Source organism: Nocardioides sp. Root240 (assembly GCF_001428825.1).
Lineage (GTDB): Bacteria > Actinomycetota > Actinomycetes > Propionibacteriales > Nocardioidaceae > Nocardioides.
The window spans coordinates 66784-93042 of record NZ_LMIT01000012.1 but is presented as its reverse complement, the minus strand read 5'-3'; the positions used below and the strand labels follow the sequence as shown (position 1 = coordinate 93042).

The 26259-nt window shown below is 72.2% G+C and carries 24 protein-coding genes; 14 read left to right on the top strand and 10 right to left on the bottom strand.

Annotation, left to right across the window (positions count from 1 at the left end; all coding sequences use genetic code 11):
• Window positions 1-8 precede the first annotated feature (8 nt).
• From ASE20_RS16845 to ASE20_RS16790, 12 genes are all read left to right on the top strand, one after another.
• On the top strand, window positions 9-617 hold the full coding sequence (locus tag ASE20_RS16845) for a TetR/AcrR family transcriptional regulator (protein WP_056895740.1): 609 nt from the start codon (window positions 9-11) through the stop codon (window positions 615-617).
• On the top strand, window positions 614-1456 hold the full coding sequence (locus ASE20_RS16840; RefSeq protein WP_056895739.1) for a TIGR03084 family metal-binding protein: 843 nt from the start codon (window positions 614-616) through the stop codon (window positions 1454-1456). Before ASE20_RS16845 ends, ASE20_RS16840 begins: the two co-directional genes overlap by 4 nt.
• Entirely contained in the window at window positions 1456-3180 is a 1725-nt protein-coding gene (locus ASE20_RS16835) for an acyclic terpene utilization AtuA family protein (protein WP_056895738.1), read from the top strand. The genes ASE20_RS16840 and ASE20_RS16835 overlap by 1 nt, the downstream gene beginning before the upstream one ends.
• Window positions 3177-4328 (top strand): acyl-CoA dehydrogenase family protein, encoded by a 1152-nt coding sequence (locus ASE20_RS16830; protein WP_056895737.1) that lies wholly within the window; start codon window positions 3177-3179, stop codon window positions 4326-4328. The genes ASE20_RS16835 and ASE20_RS16830 overlap by 4 nt, the downstream gene beginning before the upstream one ends.
• Window positions 4328-4798, top strand: a complete 471-nt coding sequence (locus ASE20_RS16825; RefSeq protein ID WP_082612524.1) for an SRPBCC family protein — start codon at window positions 4328-4330, stop codon at window positions 4796-4798. Before ASE20_RS16830 ends, ASE20_RS16825 begins: the two co-directional genes overlap by 1 nt.
• Entirely contained in the window at window positions 4795-6396 is a 1602-nt protein-coding gene (locus tag ASE20_RS16820) for an acyl-CoA carboxylase subunit beta (RefSeq protein WP_056895736.1), read from the top strand. The genes ASE20_RS16825 and ASE20_RS16820 overlap by 4 nt, the downstream gene beginning before the upstream one ends.
• Before the next feature lie 8 nt (window positions 6397-6404).
• Entirely contained in the window at window positions 6405-8369 is a 1965-nt protein-coding gene (locus ASE20_RS16815) for an acetyl/propionyl/methylcrotonyl-CoA carboxylase subunit alpha (protein ID WP_056895735.1), read from the top strand.
• A complete protein-coding gene (locus ASE20_RS16810; protein WP_056895734.1) occupies window positions 8369-9538 on the top strand; it encodes an acyl-CoA dehydrogenase family protein in 1170 nt (389 codons plus the stop codon). Before ASE20_RS16815 ends, ASE20_RS16810 begins: the two co-directional genes overlap by 1 nt.
• A 157-nt stretch (window positions 9539-9695) precedes the next feature.
• Entirely contained in the window at window positions 9696-10076 is a 381-nt protein-coding gene (locus tag ASE20_RS16805) for a PLD nuclease N-terminal domain-containing protein (RefSeq protein ID WP_056895733.1), read from the top strand.
• A 56-nt stretch (window positions 10077-10132) separates the two neighbouring features.
• Window positions 10133-12022: a sulfatase gene (locus tag ASE20_RS16800; RefSeq protein WP_056895732.1), complete on the top strand. Its 1890-nt coding sequence runs from the start codon at window positions 10133-10135 to the stop codon at window positions 12020-12022.
• A 28-nt stretch (window positions 12023-12050) separates the two neighbouring features.
• The gene (locus ASE20_RS16795; RefSeq protein ID WP_056895731.1) at window positions 12051-12971 is read left to right on the top strand and encodes an AEC family transporter; all 921 of its coding nucleotides are present in this window, start codon (window positions 12051-12053) and stop codon (window positions 12969-12971) included.
• Between the two features lie 67 nt (window positions 12972-13038).
• A complete protein-coding gene (locus tag ASE20_RS16790; RefSeq protein WP_082612508.1) occupies window positions 13039-14163 on the top strand; it encodes a YihY/virulence factor BrkB family protein in 1125 nt (374 codons plus the stop codon).
• An 8-nt stretch (window positions 14164-14171) separates the two neighbouring features.
• Here the strand turns inward: ASE20_RS16790 and ASE20_RS16785 are convergent, their stop codons facing one another.
• On the bottom strand, window positions 14172-14930 hold the full coding sequence (locus ASE20_RS16785) for a tyrosine-protein phosphatase (protein ID WP_056895729.1): 759 nt from the start codon (window positions 14928-14930) through the stop codon (window positions 14172-14174).
• Between the two features lie 116 nt (window positions 14931-15046).
• Here ASE20_RS16785 and ASE20_RS16780 point away from each other — a divergent pair, with 116 nt between their 5' ends.
• Window positions 15047-15544 carry a SigE family RNA polymerase sigma factor gene (locus ASE20_RS16780; protein ID WP_056895728.1) on the top strand — a complete coding sequence of 166 codons (498 nt, stop codon included), beginning with the start codon at window positions 15047-15049 and terminating at the stop codon, window positions 15542-15544.
• Window positions 15541-16239, top strand: coding sequence for a hypothetical protein (locus tag ASE20_RS16775; protein WP_056895727.1), 699 nt, complete (start codon window positions 15541-15543; stop codon window positions 16237-16239). The genes ASE20_RS16780 and ASE20_RS16775 overlap by 4 nt, the downstream gene beginning before the upstream one ends.
• 8 nt (window positions 16240-16247) lie before the next feature.
• On the opposite strand, the gene ASE20_RS16770 is transcribed toward ASE20_RS16775, so the two are convergent.
• The 9 genes from ASE20_RS16770 to ASE20_RS16730 all read right to left on the bottom strand — a co-directional run bounded on the left by ASE20_RS16770 (window position 16248) and on the right by ASE20_RS16730 (window position 26163).
• Entirely contained in the window at window positions 16248-17057 is an 810-nt protein-coding gene (locus ASE20_RS16770) for a DUF1295 domain-containing protein (protein ID WP_225869126.1), read from the bottom strand.
• Window positions 17054-18361, bottom strand: coding sequence for an SAM-dependent methyltransferase (locus ASE20_RS16765; protein WP_082612507.1), 1308 nt, complete (start codon window positions 18359-18361; stop codon window positions 17054-17056). The genes ASE20_RS16770 and ASE20_RS16765 overlap by 4 nt, the downstream gene beginning before the upstream one ends.
• Complete coding sequence (locus tag ASE20_RS16760) at window positions 18361-19635, bottom strand: class I SAM-dependent methyltransferase (protein ID WP_056895726.1); 1275 nt, start codon at window positions 19633-19635, stop codon at window positions 18361-18363. Before ASE20_RS16760 ends, ASE20_RS16765 begins: the two co-directional genes overlap by 1 nt.
• A complete protein-coding gene (locus ASE20_RS16755) occupies window positions 19632-21692 on the bottom strand; it encodes an FAD-dependent oxidoreductase (protein WP_056895725.1) in 2061 nt (686 codons plus the stop codon). The genes ASE20_RS16760 and ASE20_RS16755 overlap by 4 nt, the downstream gene beginning before the upstream one ends.
• A complete protein-coding gene (locus ASE20_RS16750; RefSeq protein ID WP_056895724.1) occupies window positions 21692-22447 on the bottom strand; it encodes an anti-sigma factor domain-containing protein in 756 nt (251 codons plus the stop codon). The genes ASE20_RS16755 and ASE20_RS16750 overlap by 1 nt, the downstream gene beginning before the upstream one ends.
• Window positions 22444-23049: an ECF RNA polymerase sigma factor SigK gene (gene sigK, locus ASE20_RS16745; RefSeq protein ID WP_056895723.1), complete on the bottom strand. Its 606-nt coding sequence runs from the start codon at window positions 23047-23049 to the stop codon at window positions 22444-22446. The genes ASE20_RS16750 and sigK overlap by 4 nt, the downstream gene beginning before the upstream one ends.
• Before the next feature lie 40 nt (window positions 23050-23089).
• Window positions 23090-23758 (bottom strand): fasciclin domain-containing protein, encoded by a 669-nt coding sequence (locus tag ASE20_RS16740; RefSeq protein WP_056895722.1) that lies wholly within the window; start codon window positions 23756-23758, stop codon window positions 23090-23092.
• Between the two features lie 104 nt (window positions 23759-23862).
• Window positions 23863-25362, bottom strand: coding sequence for a molybdopterin-dependent oxidoreductase (locus ASE20_RS16735; protein WP_056895721.1), 1500 nt, complete (start codon window positions 25360-25362; stop codon window positions 23863-23865).
• A gap of 42 nt (window positions 25363-25404) precedes the next feature.
• Window positions 25405-26163, bottom strand: coding sequence for a hypothetical protein (locus ASE20_RS16730; RefSeq protein WP_056895720.1), 759 nt, complete (start codon window positions 26161-26163; stop codon window positions 25405-25407).
• Between the last annotated feature and the right edge of the window lie 96 nt (window positions 26164-26259).

Genomic DNA, 26259 nt, shown 5'->3' with positions numbered 1-26259 from the left:
CTGGCGCCATGTCGTCGACCACCCGCGTGCCGCAGGAGGAGCGCACCCGCGCCATGCGGCTGCGGCTGATGGAGGCGACGGTCGAGCTGCTGGTCGAGAAGGGCTTCAGCGGTACGACGACCACGCTCGTCTCGGAGCGGGCCGGCGTGAGCCGCGGTGCCCAGCTGCACCACTTCCCGACCAAGAATGACCTCGTCGTCGCCGCGGTCGCGCACCTGACCGAGATCCGCGGCTCGGACCTGGAGGCGGCTGTCTCGCGGCTGCCCGACGGTGCCGGACGCACCGAGGCCGTCGTCCAGATGCTCGGCGACCACTTCGCCTCGCCGGTCTTCACCGCCGCGCTCGAGCTGTGGGTCGCCGCCCGGACCGACGCCGCGCTGCTCGAGGCGGTCGCGCCGCTGGAGCAGCGGGTCGGTCGCGAGACGCACCGGCTGACGGTCGAGCTGCTCGGCGCGGACGAGTCGCGGCCGGGCGTGCGCGAGCTGATGCAGGCCACGCTCGACCTCGTCCGGGGCCTCGGCCTCGCCAACACGCTCGGCGACGACGCCCGTCGGCGCCGGAAGATCCTCAAGGAGTGGTCGCGCTCTCTCGATGCGGCCCTGAAGGAGAAGTCATGACGGTGCTCGACGACGTGCTCGACGACCTGGCCGCCGAGGGCGACCAGCTCCGCGCGGCGGTGGCCGGCCTCGACGCCGGTGGCTGGCGCACGCCGACCCCGGCCGAGGGCTGGGACATCGCGACCACGGTCGCCCACCTGCTCTGGACCGACGAGGTCGCCGTGCTGGCTGCCGGCTCGCTGACTGACGAGGGCAAGCAGGCGTGGGACGCGGTCGTGCTGCTGGCGATCGAGGACCCGACCGGCTTCGTCGACAAGGAGGCGCTGCGCATCGGGGAGCTGCCGGCCGACGAGCTGCTCGCCCGCTGGGACACCGCGCGCCCGGGACTCGTGGAGGCGCTCCAGGCCTACCCCGACGGGTTCAAGATGCCGTGGTTCGGCCCGCCGATGTCGCCGACGTCGATGGCGACCGCCCGGTTCATGGAGACCTGGGCCCACTCCCTCGACGTGTACGACGCCCTCGGCACCCGTCCCGAGGTGACCGACCGGATCCGGCACGTCGCCCACATCGGCGTCCGCACCCGCAACTTCGCCTACGCCAACAACGGCCTCGAGGCTCCTGCCGAGGAGTTCCGCGTCGAGCTGACGGCTCCGAGCGGCGCGACCTGGACCTGGGGCCCGGAGGACGCACCCCAGAGGGTCACCGGCCCGGCGTACGACTTCTGCCGGCTGGTCACCCAGCGGGTGCACCGTGACGACACGGACCTGGTCGCCGTCGGCGCGGACGCCGAGAAGTGGCTGACCATCGCGCAGGCGTTCGCCGGCCCGGCCGGCGGCGGAAGGGAGCGTCTCGATACGTCGCTCGTCCCTCGCGACCACTCGACGACCGAGGAGATCTGATGAACCCCCTGAAGGTCGCCAACTGCAGCGGCTTCTACGGCGACCGGCTCTCGGCGCTCAAGGAGCAGCTCGAGGGTGGCGACGTCGATGTCATCACCGGCGACTACCTCGCCGAGCTGACCATGCTGATCCTCGGCATGGACACCCTGCGCGACGCCGACCTCGGCTACGCGCGGACCTTCCTCAAACAGCTCGAGGGCACCCTGGGCCTCGCGCTCGACAAGGGCGTCAGGATCGTCAGCAACGCCGGCGGCCTCAACCCGGCCGGCCTCGCGACGCAGATCCAGAAGCTCGCCGCCGAGCTCGGACTCGACGCCAAGGTGGCCTACGTCGAGGGCGACGACCTGCGTCAGGCGAACCTGTTCGACGCAGCGCTGACCGCCAATGCCTACCTCGGCGCGTTCGGCATCGCCTCCGCCCTGACCCGTGGCGCCGACATCGTCGTCACCGGGCGCGTGACCGACGCCAGCGTCGTCGTCGGTCCCGCGATCGCCCACCACGGCTGGCTCCCGACCGACCACGACGCGCTGGCCGGCGCCGTCGTCGCCGGCCACGTCATCGAGTGCGGCACGCAGGCCACCGGCGGCAACTTCTCCGGCTTCACCGACCTGTTCCGCGCGGGTGCCCCGATGACGAAGCCCCTCGGCTTCCCGATCGCGGAGATCGCCGCCGACGGCAGCAGCATCATCACCAAGCACGACGGCACCGGCGGCGCCGTCACGGTCGACACGGTCACCGCGCAGCTGCTCTACGAGATCCAGACGACCCGCTACCTCAACCCCGACGTCACCACCCACCTCGACTCGATCCGGTTGCGCGACGTCGGCCCGGACCGGGTCGAGATCTCCGGCGTCACCGGCGGCCCGCCGCCCGAGAAGCTCAAGGTCGCGGTCAACACCCTGGGCGGCTACCGCAACCAGGTGGAGTTCGTGCTCACCGGCCTCGACATCGAGGCCAAGGCCGAGTGGCTGCGCAGCCAGCTCGACCCGCAGCTCACCGCGGCCGACGTGACGTGGACCCAGACGCCGTCGCGCGGTGGCGACGCGGACACCGAGGAAGGCGCCTCGGTCATCCTGCGCTGCATCGGCAAGGATCCCGAGGCCGGTCCGCTCGGCAAGCCGTTCACCGGCCCGGCCGTCGAGCTCGCGCTCGCGAGCTACCCCGGCTTCACGATGACCACGCCGCCGCAGAAGCCCAGCCCGTTCGGCATCTACAAGCCGGAGTACGTCGAGCGGTCCGCCGTCGAGCACACGGTCGTCCACCACGACGGCAGCCGCGAGGTGATCGCCGACCCGACCACGTTCGTCGACCCCGCCGAGCTCGACACCGAGCTGGGGAAGCGGCCCTCGCCGTACCCGGCCCCGGCGGACACGATCACCCGCCGCATGCCGCTGGGCAGCTTCGTCCACGCCCGCTCGGGCGACAAGGGTGGCAACGCCAACCTCGGCCTGTGGGTCAAGAACGACGGCTCGCCGAAGTACGAGGCCCGCGTCCAGTGGCTCGCCAAGATCGTCAAGGACCGCAAGGTGCGCGAGCTGGTGCCCGAGGCGAAGGACCTCGACGTCGACGTCTACGTGCTGCCGAACCTCGGCGCCGTGAACATCGTGATCCACGGACTGCTCGGCGACGGCGTCGCCGCGTCCACGCGCTTCGACCCGCAGGCCAAGGGCCTGGGTGAGTGGGTCCGCAGCCGCATCGTCCACATCCAGGAGGACCTACTGTGACGACGTTCAACCACGGCTGGACCGAGGAGCAGCTCGCCCTCAAGCAGAGCGCCATCGAGTTCACCAAGCGGGAGGTGACGCCGTACCTCGACCAGTGGGAGAAGGACGGCGAGCTGCCGCGCGAGCTGCAGAAGAAGCTCGCCCACGCGGGCCTGCTCGGCGTCGGTGTCCCGGAGGAGGTCGGAGGCGACGGCGGCACCCTGGTCGACATCTGCGCGGCCCAGGAGGGCTTCATGGCGGCCGGTTGGTCGGGCGGCGCGATGGCGAGCGCGTTCACCCACGGGATCGCGATCCCGCACATCATCCAGAACGGCTCGCCGGAGCTGATCGACGCCTGGGTCCGGCCCACGCTGAGCGGCGACCTGATCGGCTCGATGGCCGTCACCGAGCCCGGCACCGGCTCCGACGTCGCCAACATCAGCACCCGTGCGGTGCGCGACGGTGACCACTGGGTCATCAACGGCGCGAAGACCTTCATCACCTCCAGCGTCCGCGGCGACTTCGTCACGACCGCGGTCCGCACGGGCGAGGCCGGCGCGCACGGCATCTCGATGATCGTCGTCCCCAAGGGCACGCCCGGGTTCACCGTGTCGCGCAAGCTCGACAAGATGGGCTGGCTGGCCTCCGACACCGGCGAGCTGTCGTACGTCGACGTGCGTGTCCCGGTCGGCAACCTGGTCGGCCAGGAGAACCACGGGTTCTACTACATCGCCGAGAACTTCGTGACCGAGCGGATCTTCCTCGCGCTGATGGGCTACGGCCACGCGATGCGCTGCCTCGACCTGTCGGTGCGGTACTGCAAGGACCGCGAGACCTTCGGCAAGCCGCTGGTGAAGAACCAGGTGGTGCGCGCCAAGCTCGTCGAGATGCACCGCCAGGTCGCGGTCGCGCGGAGCTACACCCTCGAGGTCGCGCAGCGCTACGTCGCCGGGGAGAACGTCATCGCCGAGGCCTGCCTGGCCAAGCAGACCGCCGTCGACACCGCCGTGTGGGTGGCCGACCAGGCCGTGCAGCTGCACGGCGGGATGGGCTACATGCGCGAGTCCGAGGTCGAACGCCACTACCGCGACGTCCGCCTGCTGCCGATCGGCGGCGGCGCGACCGAGGTTCTCACCGACCTGGCCGCCAAGCTCCTGGGCTACGCGTGATGGGCCTGCTGAAGCCGCTGGGCGGCGAGGTCAGTGTCCACATGAAGGCGCCGGTCGAGCAGGTCTGGGCGCTGGTGAGCGACGTGACCCGGATCGGCGAGTTCTCGCCGGAGACCTTCGAGGCGGTCTGGACCCACGGCGCCACCGGCCCCGCGGTGGGTGCCCGCTTCAAGGGGCACGTGAAGCGCAACGGCGTCGGGCCGACGTACTGGACGCCGTGCACGGTCACGAAGTGCGTCCCCGACGAGGTCTTCGAGTTCGGTGTCGGCCTCGACGACCACCCGATCAACACGTGGGGCTACCGGATGCAGTCCGAGAACGGCGGCACCCGCGTCACCGAGTACTTCCGGCTCACGCCGGCCTGGTACATCCGCGGCTACTGGCTCGCCCTGGGCCGGCTGCGCGGCAGGACCAACGAGCGCGGCATGCGCACGACCCTCGAGAGGATGAAGGCGGTGGTGGAGGCATGACCACGACGGAGACCGAGCAGACCCCCGAGCAGCTGCGGCGTACCGCCATGCAGGCCAAGCTCGAGGCGCTGCACGCCGAGCAGACCAAGGCGGTCGAGGCCGGCGGCAAGTACATCGCCCGCCACCACGAGCGCGGCAAGCTCACCGCCCGCGAGCGGATCGAGCTGCTCGTCGACGAGGGCTCGGCCTTCCTCGAGCTGATGCCACTGGCCGGCTGGGGCAGCGACTTCGCGGTCGGCGCCTCGCTCGTCACGGGCATCGGCGTCGTCGAGGGCGTCGAGTGCATGATCGTCGCCAACGACCCGACGGTGAAGGGCGGCGCCCTCAACCCGTGGTCGCTGAAGAAGTCGTTCCGGGCGGCGGAGATCGCGGAGAAGAACTTCCTCCCCTCGATCAACCTCACCGAGTCCGGCGGTGCGGACCTCCCCACCCAGAAGGAGATCTTCATCCCCGGCGGGCGCGGGTTCCGCGACCTGACCCGGTCCAGCGCGCGCAAGCAGCCCACCATCTCGGTGGTCTTCGGCAACTCGACGGCGGGCGGCGCGTACGTCCCCGGCATGAGCGACTACGTGATCATGGTCAAGGAGCAGGCCAAGGTCTTCCTGGCCGGTCCGCCGCTGGTGAAGATGGCGACGGGCGAGGAGTCCGACGACGAGACCCTCGGCGGTGCCGAGATGCACTCGCGGGTCTCGGGCTCCTCCGACTACCTCGCCGTCGACGAGCACGACGCGATCCGGCTCGCCCGGCGCGCGGTCGCCCGGCTGAACTGGCGCAAGAAGGGCGATGTCCCCACCGTGGACTACGCCGAGCCCGACCTCGACCCCGAGGACCTGCTCGAGCTGATCCCGACCGACCTCAAGGAGCCCTTCGACCCGCGGGAGGCGATCCTGCGGATCGTCGACGGCACGAGCGACACGAACGGGCAGCCCTTCGACGAGTTCAAGCCGCTCTACGGCAGCGCCCTCTGCGTCGGCTGGGCCCAGATCCACGGCCACCCCGTCGGCATCCTCGCCAACGCACGCGGCGTGCTGATGAGCGAGGAGGCCCAGAAGGCCGCGCAGTTCATCCAGCTGGCCAACCAGAAGGACACCCCGCTGCTCTTCCTGCACAACACGACCGGCTACATGGTCGGCGCGGAGTACGAGCAGGGCGGCATCATCAAGCACGGCGCGATGATGATCAACGCGGTCTCCAACTCGAAGGTCCCGCACCTGACGGTGATCATGGGCGCGTCCTACGGTGCCGGCAACTACGGCATGAACGGTCGCGCCTACGACCCGCGCTTCCTCTTCACCTGGCCCTCCGCGAAGTCGTCGGTCATGGGTCCCGCCCAGCTGGCCGGCGTCCTGGAGATCGTCGCCCGCGAGTCCGCGGAGAAGAAGGGCGAGGTCTTCGACGCCGACGGCTTCAAGGGCATCAAGGAGATGGTCGAGCAGCAGATCGAGGAGCAGTCGCTGCCCTACGTCCTCTCCGGGATGGTCTACGACGACGGCGTCATCGACCCGCGCGACACCCGGACGGTCCTGGGCATCTGCCTGTCCGTCATCGACAACCAGCCGATCGAGGGCGCCATGAACTTCGGCGTCTTCAGGATGTGAGCGCGGCCATGATCACCCGAATCCTTGTGGCCAACCGTGGCGAGATCGCCCGGCGGGTCTTCCGCACCGCACGCCGGCTCGGCATCGACACCGTGGCCGTGCACTCCGACGCCGACGCGGGCCTGCCGTTCGTGCGCGAGGCCGACGCTGCCGTGCGACTGCCGGGCAACACGCCGGCCGAGACCTACCTGCGCGGTGACCTGATCATCGCCGCCGCGAAGAAGTCCGGCGCGGACGCGATCCACCCCGGCTACGGCTTCCTGTCCGAGAACGCCGCCTTCGCGCGGCAGGTCGCCGACGCCGGCCTGACCTGGATCGGTCCCGACCCGGACTCGATCGACCGGATGGGCTCGAAGATCGAGTCGAAGAAGCTGATGGAGGCGGCCGGCGTACCCGTGCTGGGCAACCTGTCGGTCGACACGGCGACCGAGGAGGACCTGCCGCTGCTGGTCAAGGCGTCCGCGGGCGGCGGTGGCCGCGGCATGCGCGTCGTGCGGGCGCTCGCCGACCTGGCCGGCGAGGTCGAGCTGGCCTCGGCGGAGGCCGAGTCCGCCTTCGGCGACGGCACCGTCTTCGTCGAGCCGTACGTCGAGCGCGGCCGCCACGTCGAGGTCCAGGTCGTCGGTGACGGCAAGGGCGGGGTGCTGGTGTTCGGCGAGCGCGACTGCTCGCTGCAGCGCCGCCACCAGAAGGTCGTCGAGGAGGCGCCCGCCCCTGGCCTGACCGAGGAGGTCGCCGCTGCCCTGCACGACGCGGCCCGCAAGGCCGCCGAGGCGATCGACTACCGCGGTGCCGGCACCGTCGAGTTCCTCTACGACGCCGACACGCAGCGCTTCTACTTCCTCGAGATGAACACCCGCCTCCAGGTCGAGCACCCCGTCACCGAGCAGGTGTACGGCGTCGACCTGGTCGAGCTGCAGGTCGCGGTCGCCGAGGGGCGGGACCTGCCCGCGATCGACCCGGAGCCGGACGGCCACGCGATCGAGGTGCGCCTCTACGCCGAGGACCCGGCGGCCGACTACGCCCCGCAGACCGGCCGCCTGCTCGAGCTGGAGCTGGAGCACGACGACACCTTCGCGCTCGACGGTTACGGCGTGCGCCTCGACACCGGCTTCGAGTCGGGCGACGAGGTCGGCACGTTCTACGACGCGATGCTGTCGAAGGTGATCGTCTGGGCGCCGACGCGCGAGCAGGCGGCGCGGTCCCTGGCGCGGGTGCTGGAGAAGGCACGGATCCACGGCCTGACCACCAACCGCGACCAGCTGGTCGCGTCACTGCGGCACCCGGCCTTCCTCGACCTCACCGGCCTGGCGACGTCGTTCTACGGCGACCACCCGGAGACGCTGGCGAGCGCCGGCGCGGACGACCTGCTGCCGCTCGTCGGTGCGGTCGCGCTCGCCGAGCACCGCCGCCTCGGAGCAAGGGTGCAGTCCCGGATCCCGGCCGGTTTCCGCAACGTGGTGGCGGGCCCGCGCACGACGCGCCTCGGCCTGGCCGGCGAGGAGGTCGACGTGCAATGGTACGGCGGCCGCGACGGCTACCGCAGCGCCGAGCGCGACGACGTGACCGTCGTGTCGGCCGCGCCGGACGAGGTCGTCGTGGACGTCGACGGGGTCACCCGCCGCTACGACGTCCGCGTGCGGCCGGACGCGGTGCTGGTGGACGGACCGCGCGGCGGGGCGACGCTCCGGATCGTGCCGCGCTTCGTCGACCCGTCGACGCAGGTGGCCGCGGGCTCCCTGCTCGCGCCGATGCCGGGCAGCGTGATCGCCGTCCGTGCGGCGGTGGGCGACGTCGTCCAGGAGGGCCAGCCCATCCTCGTGATGGAGGCCATGAAGATGCAGCACACCATCGCGGCGCCGTACGCCGGCACCGTGACCGAGCTGTCGGCGAGCGCCGGCCAGCAGGTCGAGGCGGGCACCGTGCTCGCCGTCGTGGAGGCCCTCGAGGCCAGCTCCGAGGAGGAGAACTGATGACCCAGACTGCGTTCACCGAGCCGGAGGAGCGCGTCGCGCTGCGCGAGGCGGTCAAGAAGCTGGCGGGCAAGTACGGCCGCGAGTACGTCGACAAGCAGGCCCGCGAGGGCGGCAAGATGACCGAGATGTGGCTCGAGATGGGCCAGGCCGGCTTCCTCGGCGTCAACATCCCCGAGGAGTTCGGCGGCGGTGGCGGTGGGATGTCCGACCTGGCCGCGGTGCTGGAGGAGTCGGCCGCGGCCGGTGCGCCGCTGCTGATGATGGTCGTCTCGCCGGCGATCTGCGGATCGATCATCAGTCGTTGCGGCACCGAGGAGCAGAAGCAGCGGTGGCTGCCCTCGATCGCGGACGGCACCCACCTGATGGCGTTCGGCATCACCGAGGCCGACGCCGGCTCGAACTCGCACCAGATCACCACCACCGCGACCCGCGACGGCGACCACTGGGTGCTCAAGGGCCAGAAGACCTTCATCTCCGGCGTCGACGAGGCGCAGTCGGTGCTCATCGTGTCGCGCACCGAGGACGCGAAGACCGGCAAGCTCAAGCCGGCGCTGTTCGTCGTCCCGACCGACGCGCCGGGCTTCACCAAGCAGCCGATCCCGATGTCGTGGAACGCCCCGGAGAAGCAGTTCACGCTGTTCCTCGACGATGTCCGCGTCCCGGTCGACGCGCTCGTCGGCGACGAGGACGGCGGCCTGTGGCAGCTCTTCGCGGGCCTCAACCCGGAGCGGATCATGGGTGGCGCGATGTCGTGCGGCCTCGCCCGCTACGCCCTCGACAAGGCGGTCGCGTACGCCAAGGAGCGCTCGGTGTGGAAGGACCAGCCCATCGGCGCCCACCAGGGCATCGCGCACCCCCTCGCCAAGGTGAAGATCGAGCTGGAGCAGGCCCGCCTGCTCTGGCAGAAGGCTGCCGCGCTCTACGACGCGGGGGACGACTTCACGGCCGGGGAGTACGCCAACATGGCCAAGTACGCCGGCGGTGAGGTCGCGTGCAACGCCACCGACGTGGCCGTCCATACCCACGGCGGCAACGGCCTGACCCAGGAGTACGGCCTCGGCAACATGCTCGTCGCCGCCCGGCTTGGCCGGATCGCCCCCGTCAGCCGGGAGATGATCCTCAACTTCGTCGCCATGCACTCGCTGGGTCTTCCGAAGTCGTACTGAGCGATTTCGGGAGTTTCACCGGCCGGCCGGTGAAACTCATGCTTGGACGACGAAGTTTCCTCGTCCAGGCGTGAGTTTCGTCGTCCAAGCACGCCAGTTTCACCGGTCAGCCGGTGAAACTGGCGCGCGACCGCCGACGAGCAGGCATGATCCCGCCATGCTGCGGTTCCTGCCCTACACCCTCGTCGGCCTGCTCTGGCTCTTCTGCCTGATCGACGTGATCACCTCGCGCGAGGACAGCGTGCGCAACCTCGCGAAGACGTGGTGGCTGCTGATCGTGCTGTTCTTCCCGCTCGCGGGCTCGATCGCGTGGTTCGTCGCCGGCCGGCCGGTCGTCGAGCGGCCGATGACGCGTGGGCAGGGCGCTGCGCCGGGATTCCCGGAGTACGAGCGGCGGGGCCGCTTCGCCGCGGAGGACCCGGAGAAGGACGAGGACTTCCTGCGCAGGGTCCGCGAGCGGGCCGAGGAGCAGCGGAAGCGCTACGAGGCGCAGCGGCGGGAGCAGGAGCGGGCACAGGAGCCCGACGTCGAGGAGTAGCGACTGCCCGGCGGGTCCGGCGATTTAAGTCGAGTAAGTCTATGTAGTATCTGTGCATGACCGCACTGACCCAGCCCACCCGTCGTACCGTCCTCCAGGGTGCGGGCGCGGGCTGTGCGGTCGCGCTGACGACGCAGGGGGCTCCGGCCTCCGCGGGCGCGCTCGCGCAGCGGCGCCCGCTCGACCGCCCCAATGTCATCGTGGTCACGATCGACGACCTCGGCTGGCGCGAGCTCGGTTGCTACGGCAACACCTTCAACGAGACGCCGCAGATCGACCGGCTGGCCCGCGAGGGCACCCGGTTCACGCAGGCGTACGCCGCCGCGCCCCTCTGCTCGCCGACGCGCGCCGCGCTCGTGACGGGCCGCTATCCCGGGCGCACCGGCATCACCGACTACCTGCGGGGCGAGGAGGCCGCGAGCGACCTGCACCTGTCGACGCGCTTCCGCTCCCTCCCCGAGGTGCTCGCGCCACGGGGCTACACCACCGGCCACATCGGCAAGTGGCACCTGACCGAGACCTACCACGGTCGCTACCGGTCACGGCCCGGCAACCCGTACGCGCACGGGTTCGACGAGGTGATCGCCTCGGAGCAGCGCTACATCGGCGGCGGCGACTACTTCCACCCCTACTTCTTCCTGCCCGGCCTGCCGGCCCGCAGCCCGGGCGAGTACCTCACCGACCGGCTCGCCCAGGAGGCCACCGGGTTCATCCGGCGCCACCACGGCCGGCCGTTCTTCCTCCACGTCGCCAACTACGCCGTGCACTCCGACCTGCGCGCCAAGCCCGGCCTGCTGGCGAAGTACCGCGACAAGCACGGTGCCGGCGTCGACGGTGCCCGACCGGTGCTGGCCGCGATGCTGGAGAGCATCGACCAGCAGGTCGGCCGGATCGTACGGACCCTCAAGGACCTCGGCATCGCGCGCAACACCCTCCTGCTGGTCACGAGCGACAACGGCGGCGCACTCCGGGCCGCCAACCGGCCGCTGCGCGGGGGCAAGGGCCAGCTCTACGAGGGCGGTATCCGGGTCCCCCTGGTCGCCTGGTGGCCGGGCACCGGTGCCGCCGGCCGGGTGAGCGCCGAGCTCGCGAGCACGATCGACGTGCTGCCCACCGCGGCCGGGCTCGCCGGGGCGGACGTCCCGGCGGGCGTCGACGGCATCGACCTGACCGGCGTGATCCGCGGGACCGCGACGACCGACCGGGACACGCTGTTCTGGGCCTACCCGCACCACATCGGCTCCAGCCACCCGCACGCCGCGGTCCGGCAGGGCGGTTACAAACTGGTCCGGCAGCTGCGCAACGGCCGCGACGAGCTCTTCGACCTCGTCGCCGATCCGGCCGAGACCAACGACATCTCCCGCCGTGCACCCGACATCCACGAACGGCTGGGCGGGCTGCTGGCCGGGCACCTCGACGAGCTCGACCTGTTCGCTCCTCCGCCGGGCAGCGCGGACTACCCCCGAGCCGTGTCGACGGGCGGCTTCCGACGGGTGGCGGGCGCGCCGCTGCGTCGTAGTGTGCAGACGGTCGGCTCCGCGCGCTTCGCGCTGTCCCTCGCCACCGCCCCGCTCCTCGCGGCCGGCCACCGCCAGCTCCGCCTGGGCGTCGTGCAGGACGCCGACAACCACCTGGTGCTGCGCTACTCCCACCGCCGTCGCGGGCTGCGCTGGGAGCTGCGCCACCGCGGTCGCCTGGTCGACGCGGGGGCCGAGCCGGTCCGCACCCTCGACGGCACCGTCGACCTCTCGCGGCCCGGCGCGCGCCTGGCCATGGCGGTCCGCGGCAGCCAGGTCACGGCGTACGCCGACGAGGGCTCGGGTCGCTGGGAGATGCTCTTCCGCTTCGACGTCGGCGGGGTGCTCGACTTCGGGTCGCGCGCGGTGCGCAGCCGCTACCGCTACGCCGCGACCTCCGGCCGGGGCTTCCGGGCACGATTGGCCTGACGCGCGACGCGGGTGGTGGGATCGACCCGTGGGAGGTGTGCTCGAGGGCTTCGTGACGATCGCGATCGTCATCGCCCTCGGCGCCCTGCTCGCGCACGTCGGGATCGTGGACGCGAAGGGCCAGCGCAGCCTGTCGCTGACCGCGTTCTACCTCGCCAGCCCGGCACTGCTGGTCACCGTGCTGGAGGACTCCGACCCCTCGCGCGTGCTGTCCGGCCCGCTCGTCGCGACCGCCGCCGGCGTCGTGGTGAGCGCGGGGATCATGGTCGCGATCGCGGTCTGGCGGCGGCTGGACCAGGGCACCGCGGTCATCGCGATGCTGTGCTCGGCGTACGTCAACGCGGGCAACCTCGGCATCCCGATCGCGGCCTACGCGCTGGGCGACGCGGCGCTCGTCGTACCGGCCCTGATGATGCAGCTCCTCGTCCTGCAGCCGCTGGCGCTGACGGTGCTCGACGTGGTGACCAGTCCCGAGCGCCCCTCGCTCGGCAAGATCCTGTCGCGACCGGTGACCAACCCGCTGACCATCGCCTCCTTCCTCGGCCTCGCCCTCGCGATCACCGACACCGAGCTGCCCGAGGTGGCGCACCGGCCGCTGGAGCTCGTCGGCGGGATGGCGGTCCCCGCGATGCTGATCGCGTACGGCGTCGCGCTCCGGCTCGGTCCGCTGCCCGGCCGCGGCGTGACGCCGCGGGCGCTGGCGACGGTGTCACTGCTGAAGATGGTGGTGCAGCCGGTCGCGGCGTACCTCGTCGGACGCTTCGTGGTCGGCCTCGGCGACCACGACCTGTTCGCCGTCACCCTGCTCTCGGCGCTGCCGACCGCGCAGAACGTCTTCGTCGTCGCGACCCGCTACGACCGCGGCATCCTGCTCGCGCGCGACGCCATCTTCGTGACCACGCTGGCCTCCGCGCCGGTCGCGGTCCTGATCGCCGCGCTGCTCGCCTGAGCTGCTCCGGGCGCCGTTTCAGGCGGTGCTCCGCTGGTCGTCGTACCCGATGTCATAGGTTTCGCGTGTGGGAGTCGTCGGAGACATCGATCGCGGGCAGCGCCGCAATTCGGTGTTCGGCTTCCCCCTGGCCGTGATCTACAAGTTCTTCGACGACCAGGGCAACTACCTCGCGGCGATCCTGACCTTCTACGCCTTCCTCTCGATCTTCCCGCTCCTGCTGCTCGCGACGTCGATCCTCGGCTTCATCCTTGACGGCCGCCCCGCGCTGCAGGAGCAGGTCCTCGACTCCGCCCTCGGGCAGTTCCCGATCATCGGTGACGCGCTCGGCCGACCCGAAGGCATCCAGGGCTCGACGGGCGGCATCATCGTCGGCTCGCTGACCGCGCTCTACGGTGCGCTCGGCCTCGGCCTCGCCCTGCAGAACGTGCAGTCGGCGGCCTGGGCGGTGCCGCGCAACAGCCGCCCGCACCCCGTGATGACCCGGGTCAACAGCCTCTTCCTGCTGCTGGTCGCCGGGCTGGCGATCTTCGGCATCTCCGTCGGCTCCGTGCTGCTGACCGAGACCAACCTCGTCGGCAGCCTCTCGCGCCACGGCTGGTTCCACTGGCTGGTCCGGCTGGTCACCATCGGGCTGCTCGGCTCGCTGATGACCGTGCTGCTGCGGATGGCCGCCGCGCGCGCGATCCGCGACCGCGGCATCCGGGCCGCGCCGGGTGGCTTCACCGTCGCGGTGCTGTGGCAGTTCCTGCAGTGGATCGGGACCGCCTACGCCACCAACGTGATCGCCAGCGCAGAGAACAACAGCATGAACCAGACCTTCGGCCTGGTCCTCGGCCTGATGGGCCTGCTCTACATCGGTGCGGTCATGGGCGTGCTCGGCATCGAGGTCAACGTCGTCCTCGCCCGCCGGCTCTGGCCGCGGGCCCTGCTGACGCCGTTCACCGACTCCGTCGACCTCACCGAGGCCGACCGCCGCGCGTACGCCATGTACGCCCAGATGCAGCGGCACAAGGGCTTCGAGACCGTCGCGGTCCGGTTCGAGGGGCGCGACGGCGACACCCACGACATCGTCCTCGACCCGCGCACCGAGAAGGTCATCAAGCAGCACCTGCCCGGCATGCCGCCGCGGCCCGAGGCGGTCGACGAGCCGACGCAGCCGTTCCAGCTGCCGCCGCCGCCCGCGATCTGAGGCTCCGCCTACTCCGCCCGGAGCAGCCCGCGCAGGGTGGCCAGGGTGGCCTCGTCGAGGCCGAGCCCCTCACGCAGGTACGTCGCCCGGTCGCCGTAGCGCTCCTCGACGGCCGTCCACGCGGTGTCGAGGTACTCCATCGCGACGACGAGCGTCGGCTCGTAGACCGCGACGAGCTCGGGGCCGCCGTGCTTCTCGATCTCGGCCTCGACGCGGGCCCGGCTGGCCGCGCTGCTGGCGTTGGTCAGCAGGTAGTCGCTCTGGATGGTCGGGTCGTCGACGCCGGCGATGTGGAGCAGGAGGGCGGCGACCCAGCCGGTGCGGTCCTTGCCCTGCGAGCAGTGGAAGAGCTGGGGGCCGCCGGTGGCGAGCTGGCGGAGCACGCCGCCGAAGGCGACGCGGCAGCGCTCCTGGTCGACGAAGCCGCGGTAGACCTCGTCCATCAGTGCGACGGCCTCGGCGCGGCTGGTCAGGCTGGAGAGGCGCTCGATCGGGATGCCGATGGAGTCGAAGTGGAGCGGCTCGGCGCCGGGGACCTCGGGGTCGGGGTGCAGGGCGATCTCGGTCGGGGAGCGGAGGTCGATGATCGCGCGCAGGCCGATCGCCTGCAGAGCGGTGAGGTCGACGTCGGTGAGGCGCAGGTCGTTGGAGCGGAAGAAGACCCCGGTGCGCAGCCGGCCGCCGTCGACCGTGGCGTAGCCGGTGCCGGCGACGTCGCGGAAGTTGTCGGCGGAGGCCAGTCGGAGGTACTCGTCGTTCGCGCTCACAAAAGGAGCCTAGGTGGCGTGCAACCCTTCTCGGGTCCCGGGTGGTGGAAGAGCATGTGAACGCTACGCAATCCCTGCCGCGGGCGCAGGGAGCACGGGGATCGACAGGAGGACCGGTGGAGGCTCGGGCCGACTTCGACGCCTTCGTCGGCGCCCGGTCGAGCGCCCTGCTCCGCACGGCCTACCTGCTGACCCGCGACCACCCCCTCGCCGAGGACCTGCTCCAGACGGCGCTCGCCAAGGCCTGGTTCGCGTGGCGGCGGATCGACGGCGAGCCGGAGGCCTACGTCCGCCGGATCCTCGTCAACACCTACGCCACGTGGTGGCGCCGGCGCTGGAACGGCGAGCACGCGACCGACGAGCTCCCGGAGCCCGCACCCACCGGCGACGTGCACGCTCACAGCGACGCCAGCCACGACCTCTGGTCGGCGCTCGGCCGGCTGCCGCGCAAGCAGCGCGCGGTCGTGGTGCTGCGCTACTTCGAGGACCTCACCGAGGCCGAGACCGCACGGGTCCTCGGCTGCAGCGTCGGCAACGTGAAGAGCCAGGCCAGCCGGGCCCTCGCGAAGCTGCGCATCGACCCCGCCCTGACGATCGAGGAGGACCCGCGATGAGCTCGCTCGACGACCTCAAGGAGACCCTCGGTGCCCACGCGCCCGAGGTCGACCACGACCTCGCGGCCCGCCCGGGTGCCGTGGCCCACCGGGTCACCGTCGTACGACGCCGGAGGGCCGCCGTCGCGGCGGGTCTCGCGGCCGCGGTGGTCGCCGGCGGCAGCTGGTACGCCGTCGCGGGCCCGCAGCGCGACGACCACCCGCCGGTCGTGTCCGGCACGGAGGACCGCGCACCCGTGGACGAGGCGCCGACCTTCCCCTCGGAGGCCGGTGGCTACCACTACCGCGCCGCCATGCTGGCCGAGCCCGGCGAGCGCATCTTCGAGCGCAGCACCGTGCTGCCCCGCGACGTCCAGTTCGCGATCCACTGCACGTCCGCGGACCAGGTCGAGGCCGGGCCGAGCATGCCGTGGATCACGGTGGACGTGCTCGGCTGGCAGGTGCTGGAGGTCAGCTGCGGCAAGGGCGGAGCGCCCGACGACGACCCTGCGGCCTACCTCTACGGCCCGAAGCTGGAGGACGGCGGCGCGACCCTGGTCGGCCGGCGGACCGACGCGGACGGCACGGTGCGCGAGCGCCGGTTCGCCGCGGACCGCAACATCACCTTCACGGTGCGGCTGACCGACAAGGACGGGCGCGACTGGACCAAGCCGGTCGACGGCCTCGAGATGGGCATCGGCATCTACGGCAGGTGATGCCGGGCTCAGCGTCGTGGCGGCCGGGGCACGAAGCCCGAGGTCCGGGCGGCGTACTCGGGGTAGCCGGGCCGCTGCATCATGGTCTGCTCGAGCAGCCGGGCGCCGGTGGCGAAGACCAGGAAGTACGTCATCGCCAGCGGTGCCACCAGCGTCGCGAGCCCGGCGACCCAGCCGGACGCGAGGCCGCCGGCGAGCCAGGTGCCCCACCACACGCACGCGTCCCCGAAGTAGTTGGGGTGGCGGGTCCACGCCCACAGGCCGGAGTCGAGCACCTGCGGCCGGGTCTCCCGGGGCTGGGCACGGTACGCCGCCAGCTGGGCGTCGCCGACGGCCTCGAACACCAGGCCGACGAGCCACAGCACGCCGCCGGCGACGACGAGCGGCCACCACCGGACCTCGAGCACGACGCCCACGGCGACCGGGAGCGCGATGAGGGCGAGCGCCAGGCCCTGGACCAGGAACACCTTGCGGACCGCGACCCCGATGCCGACGGCGGACAGCGGGCCGCCGAGCAGCTTCTCGTAGCGCGGGTCCTCGTCGCGGTGACCGGCGCTGCGGCGGTGGATGTGCGCGGCCAGGCGCAGGCCCCAGACCACGACGATCGCGACGAGGAAGCAGGTCCGCAGCGGGTCACCGGTGTCGCGGGCGAGCGCGACGGCCCCGCAGGCGAGCGCGGCGACGACGAAGCCGAGGCCCCAGGCGACGTCGACGATCGCGACCCGGCCCTGCCGCTGCGCGGCCGCGGCGGTCACCCCCATGACGAGTGCCGCGGCCGCGAGGGCGGTCCCCAGGGAGACCAGGACGGACGCGATCACCAGGACCGCGTCCAGGGCAGGTGGTGGTCGCCGCCGGGGCGGACGAGCAGGATCTGGTCGACGCCCATCCGGCCGTCGCGGAAGGCCATCGAGCCGCCGACGAGGTAGAGCCGCCAGACCCGGACGAGCTCCTCGCCGACGAGCGCGGTGATCGCGTCGATGTTGGCCTCGAAGCGCTCCAGCCAGCCGGCGACGGTCAGCACGTAGTGCTCCCGCAGGGCGTGCACGTCGCGCGCCTCCAGGCCGGAGGCCTCGAGCAGCCCGACGGTCTCGCCGACCGGTCGCATGTGCATGTCGGGGGCGATGAAGGACTCGATGAACGGGCCGCCGCCGGGCCAGCGCCCGGTGCGCGACATCTGCTGGACGAGCACCCGGCCGCCGGGGCGGACGGAGTCGTGCAGCACCTGCGCGTACGTCGGGTAGTTGGCCTGGCCGACGTGCTCGCCCATCTCCAGCGACGCGACGGCGTCGTACTCCGCGCCGCGCAGCGGCACGGCGTCGCGGTAGTCGCACAGCCGGAACTCGACGAGGTCGGAGAGGCCCCGCCGCCGCGCTGCCGCCTCGGCGAACTGCTTCTGCTCCTTCGAGATGGTCACCCCGGTGACGCGGGCGCCGAACTGCTCCGCCGCGTGCAGGGACAGCGACCCCCAGCCGCAGCCGACGTCGAGCAGCCGCATGCCGGGCTTCAGGCCCAGCTTGCGGCCCACGAGGTCGAGCTTGGCGTGCTGCGCCTCGGCGAGCGGCTGCTCGGGAGAGGAGTGGTAGCCGCAGGAGTAGGCCATCGTCTCGGGGTCGAGGATCTGCGCGTAGAAGTCCGCGGTGGTGTCGTAGTGGTGGCTGATCGACTGGCGGTCGCGGTCCTTGCTGTGCAGCCGGCCGCGGATCCGCGCCTGGGTGGCCGGAGGAGCGGGCGGACGGCCCACGAGGTCCAGGCCGAAGGCCGCCCGCACCGCTCCGGTCAGGGCGCGCAGGCCGGGCCGTCGTCCCGACAGCCCGCGCTCGGCGGCGACGGCGAAGGCGTGGGTCAGCGCCGCGTCCAGGTCGCCGGGAACGTCCAGCTCGCCGGCCACGTAGGCCTGGGCGGCGCCGAGCTCGCCGGGGTGCCACAGCAGCCGCCGCAGGGCGTCGGGCGAGCGCAGCTCCACGACGGGTGCCAGGTCAGGCCCCGCCTGCGAGCCGTCCCACGCCACGAGGCGGACCGGGAGGGAGCCGCCGACGAAGGGGCGCAGCGCCCCCTCGAGGCGGGCGGCGACGCCACCGTCGGCCGGGGCGGCCGACGGGCGGTGATGCATCACGCTGGTCATCACGCCTCCCGGGTGAACGTCAGCTGGTGGTCGTCGATGTAGCCGGCGGCGAAGCCGCCGCGGCAGTACTCGAGGTAGAAGTGCCACATCCGGACGAACGTCTCGTCGAAGCCGAGCGCGGCCACGCGCTCGCGGGCGCCGAGGAAGGCGCGGTCCCACCGCTGCAGGGTCGGCGCGTAGTGCGCGCCGAAGGCGAGCTCGTCGACGATCCGCAGCGTGGTGTGCTCCTCGACGGTCTCGCGGATCGCCCGGACGGAGGGAAGCGCGCCGCCGGGGAAGATGTACTTGGTGATGAAGGTGTGCGTCGACCGGGTGGCGAGCATCCGGTCGTGCGGCATGGTGATGGCCTGGATCGCGACCGTCCCGCCCGGGGCGAGGACGTGGTCCAGCGTGCGGAAGTACGTCGGCCAGAACTCCCAGCCGACGGCCTCGATCATCTCCACGGAGACCACGGCGTCGTACCGGCCGGCGGGCTCGTCGAGCAGCGCGCGGTAGTCGCACAGGTCGACGACGACCCGGTCGGCGTGGCCAGCGGCGGCGATCCGCTCGCGGGCGAGCTGTTGCTGCTCGACGGACAGCGTGATGGAGCGGACCTCGGCGCCGCGAGCGGCTGCCCGGATCGCCAGCTCGCCCCAGCCGGTGCCGATCTCGAGGAGGCGGGTGCCCGCGCCGACGCCGGCCTGGTCGAGCAGCCGGTCGATCTTGCGGTGCTGGGCCGCGGCGAAGTCCTCGGTCAGCGCGCTCTCGAGGTCCTCGAAGAGTGCCGCCGAGTACGACAGGGTCGGGTCGAGGAAGGCGGCGAACAGGTCGTTGGACAGGTCGTAGTGGTGCGCCACGTTGGCCTGCGTGTTCTCGCGGGTGCCGCGGTGGCTGCGGGGCAGCCGGGGTGTCACGAACGCCCGCAGCCGCTGGAGGGCAGGCGGCACGAGGCGGGCGACGTCCGCAGCGAGCACGGTGAGGAAGTCGCCGAGCGTGCCGTCACCGAGCTGGCCGTCCTCGGACCAGGCGCCGGTCATGTAGGACTCGCCGAAGCCGATCAGCTTGTCGCGCCCGATCCGGGCGAACAGCTCGTCGGGCCGGTGGACCACGACGGCCGGTCCGCCGAGACCGAGCACCTCCGCCGGCCGGTCGGTGTGCTCCAGACGCACGGTGACGTGCAGCCGGGACACGGCCGAGCGGAACAGGCGCTCGGCGATCCGGGCGGAGATCCGGCCCTCGGGGGCGGCCTGCAGGCTCGTCCAGGGGGCGGTGGCACGGGTGTCGGTGACAGTCATCGGATGCTGCCTTCCTGGAGGCTCCGCTCGTCGGCGGGGCGGGGTTGGACGGGGAGGCGCCGCAGCCACAGCGCGATGCCGTGCGCCCGGATGAGCGCGGCGCCGCGGAGGCTGGCGAGCGGGAGCAGGGGAGCGGGGGCCGGTTCGCCGGTCAGGCCCGCGTCGAAGCGCGCGCCGTCGTCGGTGCGCAGGCCCACGGCGAGCCGGAGCCGACCGGTCGTCGGATCAGGCGGCGGGGCGATGACCTCGTAGTGGCCGTCGGTGCCGTGGAACGGGGAGACGTAGAGCGCCTTGTCGACCACGGCGCGCCCGTGCTCGTCGGTGTCGAGCAGGTAGGAGTGCCGGCCGCCGTAGGTGTTGTGCACCTCGACGACGGTGGCTGCGGGACGGCCTCTCCCGTCACGGTCCTTCCAGCACCAGTGGACCGTGATCGGGTTGAAGCACTGGCCGAACGCGCGGGAGTGCGCGGCCATCAGGGCGCGGCCGCCCCGCAGGTCGAGGTCGTGCGCGGCCAGGAACCGGTCGAGGCCCTCGCGCACCGAGTCGGTGTCGCCGTCGAAGTGGTCGCGGCCGAGGAACCGGCCACGCCCGCCGGGCGCACGGCCGTGCGCGTCCACGCGGTCGAGGTCGACCACCCACAGGCGGGTGCGGTGCTCGAACCGGTTCGCGATCGGCTCGCGCCGCTGGTGGACCAAGGTGGTCCGGTACGACGTGGCGGCGACCTCGTCGCGCACCACGTTCGCCGGCGCGACTGGGCCCCCCCACAGCAGGCCCAGCCGCTCGGCAGCCTTCAGGCCGGACCGCGCACCGTCCTCGTGGAAGCCCCACCCGTGGTAGGCCCCGGCGAAGGCCAGGCGGTCGCTGTCGAGCTCGGGGAGCCGGCGCTGCGCGGCGACCGAGGACGGCGTGTAGAGCGGGTGGGCGTACTCCCGTCGGGCGATCACGGTGGCCGGGTCGACCAGGTCCTCCCCGCCGAGCGTCACGAGGTAGCGGGTGCCCGTGGGGAGTCGCTGCAGACGGGTCATGTCGTAGGTCACCAGCACACCCGCGCGGTCGGCGGCGGGACGCCGGAAGTTCCACGACGCGTGGGTGTCGGTGGCCCCCGGCATCAGCCGCTCGTCGGTGTGGAGGAGTGCCGTGTTGGGGCTGTAGGGCAGCGCGCCGAGGACCTCGCGCTGGGCGGAGGTGGGCTCGGCGAGGAGGGCGATCGCCTGCTCCGGGTGCGTGGCGATGACGACGGCGTCGTACTCCTCGAGGCCCGCGGCCGTGCGTACCTCCACACCACCGGTCGTCTCCTTGACGGAGACGACCGGTGCGCCGGTGCGGATCTCGGCGCCGCTCCCCCTGAGCGCGGCGGCGACCGCATCGACGTAGGTGCGGGACCCGCCGGTCACGGTGCGCCAGGGCGGCGAGCCGAAGACCTGCAGCATCCCGTGGTGGGAGAGGAAGGCGAAGAGGTAGGCAGCGGGGTAGTCGAGCGCGGTGTCGGGGTCGCAGGACCACACCGCCGCGACGAGCGGCTCCATGAAGTGCCGCCGGAAGTACGGCGAGAAGCGGCCCTCGTCGAGGAAGGCGGCGAGCGTCGTCGGGTCCGCCGCGGGGTCCGTGGCGGCCTCCAGCAACCGGCGGGCGCGGCGGTGGAAGCGCGGGACCTCCCGCAGCATCCGCAGGTACGCCGGGTTGCGGTGGTTGCCCGTGCCGGACGGGAAGACGCCGCGCCGGCCCAGCGCGCCGGCCCACTCCAGGCCGGTCGCCTCGTCGCTGATCGACATCGACATCTCCGACTCCTGGGTCGGGACGCCGAGCTCGGCGAACAGCCGCAGCAGGACCGGGTAGGTGCGGCGGTTGTGCACGATGAAGCCGCTGTCGATGCGCAGCGCGCGCCCGGTCGGGTCGGTCACGTCGTGGGTGTCGGCGTGCCCGCCGAGTCGGTCGTCGGCCTCGAGCAGCGTCACGTGGGTGCCGTTGGCGGGGCGCGAGGCGACATAGGCCGCGGTGAGTCCGGCGACGCCGGAGCCCACCACGGCGATCCGCCGTGGTGTCGTGGTCGTGGACATCAGGTCGCCAGGTCCAGGACGGCGATGGGCGTGGTCGTCGGGAGCTCCGAGCCGCCGTCCGGCTCGATGGTGATGCCGACGGCCTTGGCGTGGGTGGCGTCACCCTCGAGACGCAGCTCGGCGTCGGGGTCGTCCGGCATCAGGCCGGCCGGCACCATCGCGCCGTCAGGGCGCTGCAGCCAGAGCTCGTAGACCTTGCCCTGGGGAGCGGGAGCCATGTCCTCGGTCTGGATCACCGCGCCGCCCAGGCTGCGGGAGAGGACGACCGTGGCGCGCGATCCGTCGGGGAACTCCTTGTCCACGCGGGTCGCGTCGGCGGCGCGAAGCACCTGCTCGACGGCCGTCGCGGGCGGCGGGGTCGGGTCCTCGGTCCACGGCCGCAGCCAGGCGGTGCCGACCGCCAGCAGCAGCACCACGGCGGCTGCGGCGATGAGCGGGGTCCCGGCGATGCGCTGCACCAGCGATCGTCGGGTCCGTCGGGCGGCGAGGTCGTCGACGGGCTCGGCCGCCGGCTCGGAGGTGATCGGAGGCAACGGACGGATCGACCGGATCCCGCTGAGGACCGCGTCGCGGACCGCGGCAGGCGGCTCGACCGGCTCGGTGCCGAGCAGGGCGGCGGCCTCGCCGAGGCTGGCCACCTCCTCGCGGCAGCCGGCGCAGTCGGCCAGGTGGGCCTCGAACCGGGCTCGCTCGTCGTCGTCGAGCGCGTCGAGGGCGTACGCGCCGGAGAGCGCGTGCAGGTCGTGATCGGTCATCGTCCTACTCCGATCGAGTCGCGCAGCCTGATCAAGCCGTCGCGGATTCTGGTTTTTGCGGTCCCGACCGGTAGGTCGAGCAGGGCGGCCACCTCGGTGTGGGTGTAGCCGCCGAAGTACGCCAGCTCGATGGCCTCGCGCTGGACGTCGGTCAGGTGGGCGAGAGCGGCCCGGACCCGCCTCGCCTCGAGCGAGGCGTGCGCCGCCTCGGCCGTCTCGTCGTGCGCGACGGAACGGTTGGTCTCCTCGTAGGTGACGTCGCGTCGCGTCGCCGCCTCGGCGCTGCGGACCCGGTCGACCGCCTTGCGGTGGGCGATGGTCATCAGCCAGGCCAGGGCGCTGCCCCGGTCGGCGTCGTACCGGCCGGACTGGCGCCAGACCTCGAGGAACACCTCCTGGGTGACCTCCTCGGCCTGGGCGCGGTCCCGGACGACCCGCAGCACGAGCCCGTGGGCACGGGCCGCCGTGGCGTCGTACAGCTCGGCGAACGCGGCCTCGTCGCCGCGTGCGGAGCGCTTGAGCAGCGCGCCGAGGTCGGGGACCGCGCCGGCCGGCGCCCCCTGGTGGGGGGCGCCGGCCGCGTTGCCGGTGACCGGATCCATGGTGCTGATCCTTCCGGAGTCAGTCAGTCCTGACGAGGGGTCACTTGACCCCGGTCAGCACCTTGTCGATGACGTAGACCGTCGCGTTGGCGGTCGGGATGTTGCCGCAGAGCACGTTCGCGGTGACGGTGCCGTCGGACACGGTCATGCCCGACTCGGCGTCACCGGAGATCGTGAGCTGGTCGCCCACGAGCGTGTCCTGCTTGCCGACGACGGCGTCGGCCTTGTCGTTGGCGCCGAGCACGTGGTGGGCGAGGATCTTGTAGAGGGTGCTCTGGTCGCCCTTCTCCTTGCCCTCCATGACCAGGCCGTTGAGGTCCTTGGCCGGGATCTCGGCGAACGCGTCGTTGTACGGCGCGAACACGGTCAGCGCCTCGGCGCCGTTCAGGGTGTCGGCCAGGCCGTCGATGCTGGTGACAGCGGTGACCAGCGTGCTGAGCAGCGGGTTGTTGCTGGCAGCGGTGGCGACCGGGTCCTTGACCATGCCGTCGAACGAGCCCTTGCCCGAGGTCGGGATGGCGGAGCAGCCGGGGCCGAAGGTGTCCGCAGCCGCGCCCTCGGCCATCGGGCTGTCCGAGGTGTCGGAGGAGGTGTCGTCCGAGCCGCTCTTCGGCTCGTCGTCCTCGCTGCTGCACGCGGCGAAGGTGGCGGTCAGGGCCAGGACGGCGATGCCGGCACCGGCGGAGCGGCGGATCTTCTGAAGCTTCATGGTGATGCCTTTCAGGAGGGGCTTGCGGTGTTTGTTCTCGTGAGTACTTCGGTGCCGTGCCGGAACCGGATGGGTCGGATCGGCAGAACTTCTGGTGATGCAGGTCACTTGACGGTGACGAGCAGCTCGTGGATGCCGCTCGCGCCGTCAGGGAAGGGCTCGGCGCGGGCCGCGGTCTGCGGCTCACCGTCGCCGGAGACGGCGCGCACGGCGATCCGGTGCGATCCCGACTTCGCGGGCCAGCGGTGGAACCACTGTCGCCAGTAGTCCTCGCCCGCGTTCGGGCCGAGCTGTGCGTCCTCCCAGGCGCCGCCGTCGATGCGGACCTGGACCTTCGCGATGCCGCCGCGCTCCTGCGCCCAGGCGACACCACCGATCACGGTGTCCCCCGCGTCCAGCTGGGCCAGCGCCTTCGGGGTGTCGATCCGGGCGGAGATCTTGATGGGGGCGTCGGTCGCCCAGTCCCGCTCGGTCCAGTACGCCTTCTGGTCGTCGTACGTCGTGAGGGTCAGCCGGCTGAGCCACTTGGTGGCGCTGATGAAGCCGTAGAGGCCGGGAATCACCATCCGTACGGGGAATCCGTGCTCGCGCGGCAGCTGCTCGCCGTTCATGCCGACCGCGAGGATGGCGTCGCGCCCGTCCGTCGCGAGGTCGAGCGGCGTGCTGATCGTCATGCCGTCGAAGTCGGTGGAGAGGATCTGGTCGGCCTTCGTGCGGTCGATGCCGGCGAGGTCGAGCACGTCGGTGAGCCGTACGCCGAGCCAGCGGGCGCCGCCGACGTACGGACCGCCGACGCTGTTGGACACGCAGGTGACCGTGATGTCCCGCTCGATCATCGGCATGTCCAGCAGGTCGTCGAAGGTGAGGACGACCTTCGTGTCGACGTCGCCGTCGATGGTCAGGGTCCAGTCCTCGCTGCTGATCACCGGGACGTCGAGCCGCGTGTCGACGCGGTAGAAGTCGTCGTTCGACGTGCGGAAACGCGTGATCCCCGGGACCTGGTCGTCGAGGCCGCGGGGGAAGGCGGGGGCGGGATCGGTGGGGTCGGGCAGCGCGATGTCCTCGGGACGGGCGCGGACCGAGGAGACGACCCGGCCGGCGAGGCCGCCGACGGCGGCGGCAGCGGTCAGTGCGGCCGCGGTGAGCAGCACCGTTCGCCGCGAACCGTCGGTCTCGGCATGCTGCTGCGTCCGGGCCAGGAGCCGGAGGGCCAGCGGGCCGGTGACGGCCGCGACCAGGCTCGGGAAGACGTCGGTCGGCTCGGCGCTGGGTCGCAGCAGGGCGGCGACCGCCGCGACGGCGACCAGACCGACGAGCATGCCCATGCCCACGGCGAGCCGCCGGCGGGCGACCGCGCCGGCGATCGCGGCCAGGACGAGGACCCCGGCCATGACCGATCCGACGAGCACGGTCTTGTCGGAGCTGCCGAACTGCTCGATCGCCCAGTCCTTCATGGGCGTCGGGGTGAGGTCGATGACCGTCGACCCGACGGCGAGGACGGGGGAGGCCGCCGGATCGGTGAGCGCTGCTGCGAGGTGGGCCAGACCCACCCCGACCAGCGTTGCGAGGATGCCGTACGCGGACCAGAGGAGTCGTGCCTTCATGGGAGGTGTTCGTCGCCGACCCCCCGATCGGATGGGAGGGGGTCAGCAGCGCCTCACGACGATCGACGTCGCGGACTCCGCCATGCAGGCGGTGCCGAGGTCCTCGGCCCGCAGCAGCGGGGCCAGGTCGTCGGTGCCCCCGCCCTCGCCGGGGCCGCTGACCGCCCAGCGGTAGAGCCGGTACTGGTCGGGCTTCCCGGTCGCGACACGCGTCCACGGCCCGCCCGCCTCGCTGAACCACGTGGTGCGCGACCCGCCGTCCGCGGTGAAGCCACCGCCGAGGTCCGGGTCGCCCCCGCTCGTCCGGGCCGCGACCAGCTCGCCGTCGCGGACGACGTACACCTGCAACCGCGTGGAGTCACCGCCCTCGTGGCCGACGATCCAGCCGGCTCCGGCCTGGCCGAGCTCCAGCTGCACGTCGAGGAGGTACGGCGTGTCGGAGTCCTCCGGGATCGTCGCGGTCATGACCTCGGTGCCGTCCTGCACCTGGAGCAGGTCCTTGCCGTCGCGCTCCAGGAGCTGGGCGCTGAGCTCCGTGCCGTCGTCCGCGACGGTCGGCGTGCCGGCCGGGAGCTGCGCGACCTCCTTCTCGGTGAAGATCCGGACCAGGTCGGCCGGGCCCTCCACCGTGATCGCCTGCTCGGGAGCGGCCTCGTCGGGCTCGTCGCTCGATGAGGTGGAGGTCCTCGTGGGCGCCGGATCGGGCACCGCGGTGGGCTCGTCGTCACCGCAGCCGGCGAGACCGACGACGGCGAGGGACAGGACAGCGGAGAGGGCGGCGGGGCCGAGGGACGTCTTCATGCCCGATCAGACGCCTGAGGGGGTGGTCCGGTTGGCTCGGTCGCGCGTGGCTCGTCCTGACTTCTCGCTGCTGGATCCTGGTTCGGGGCCTCCTGC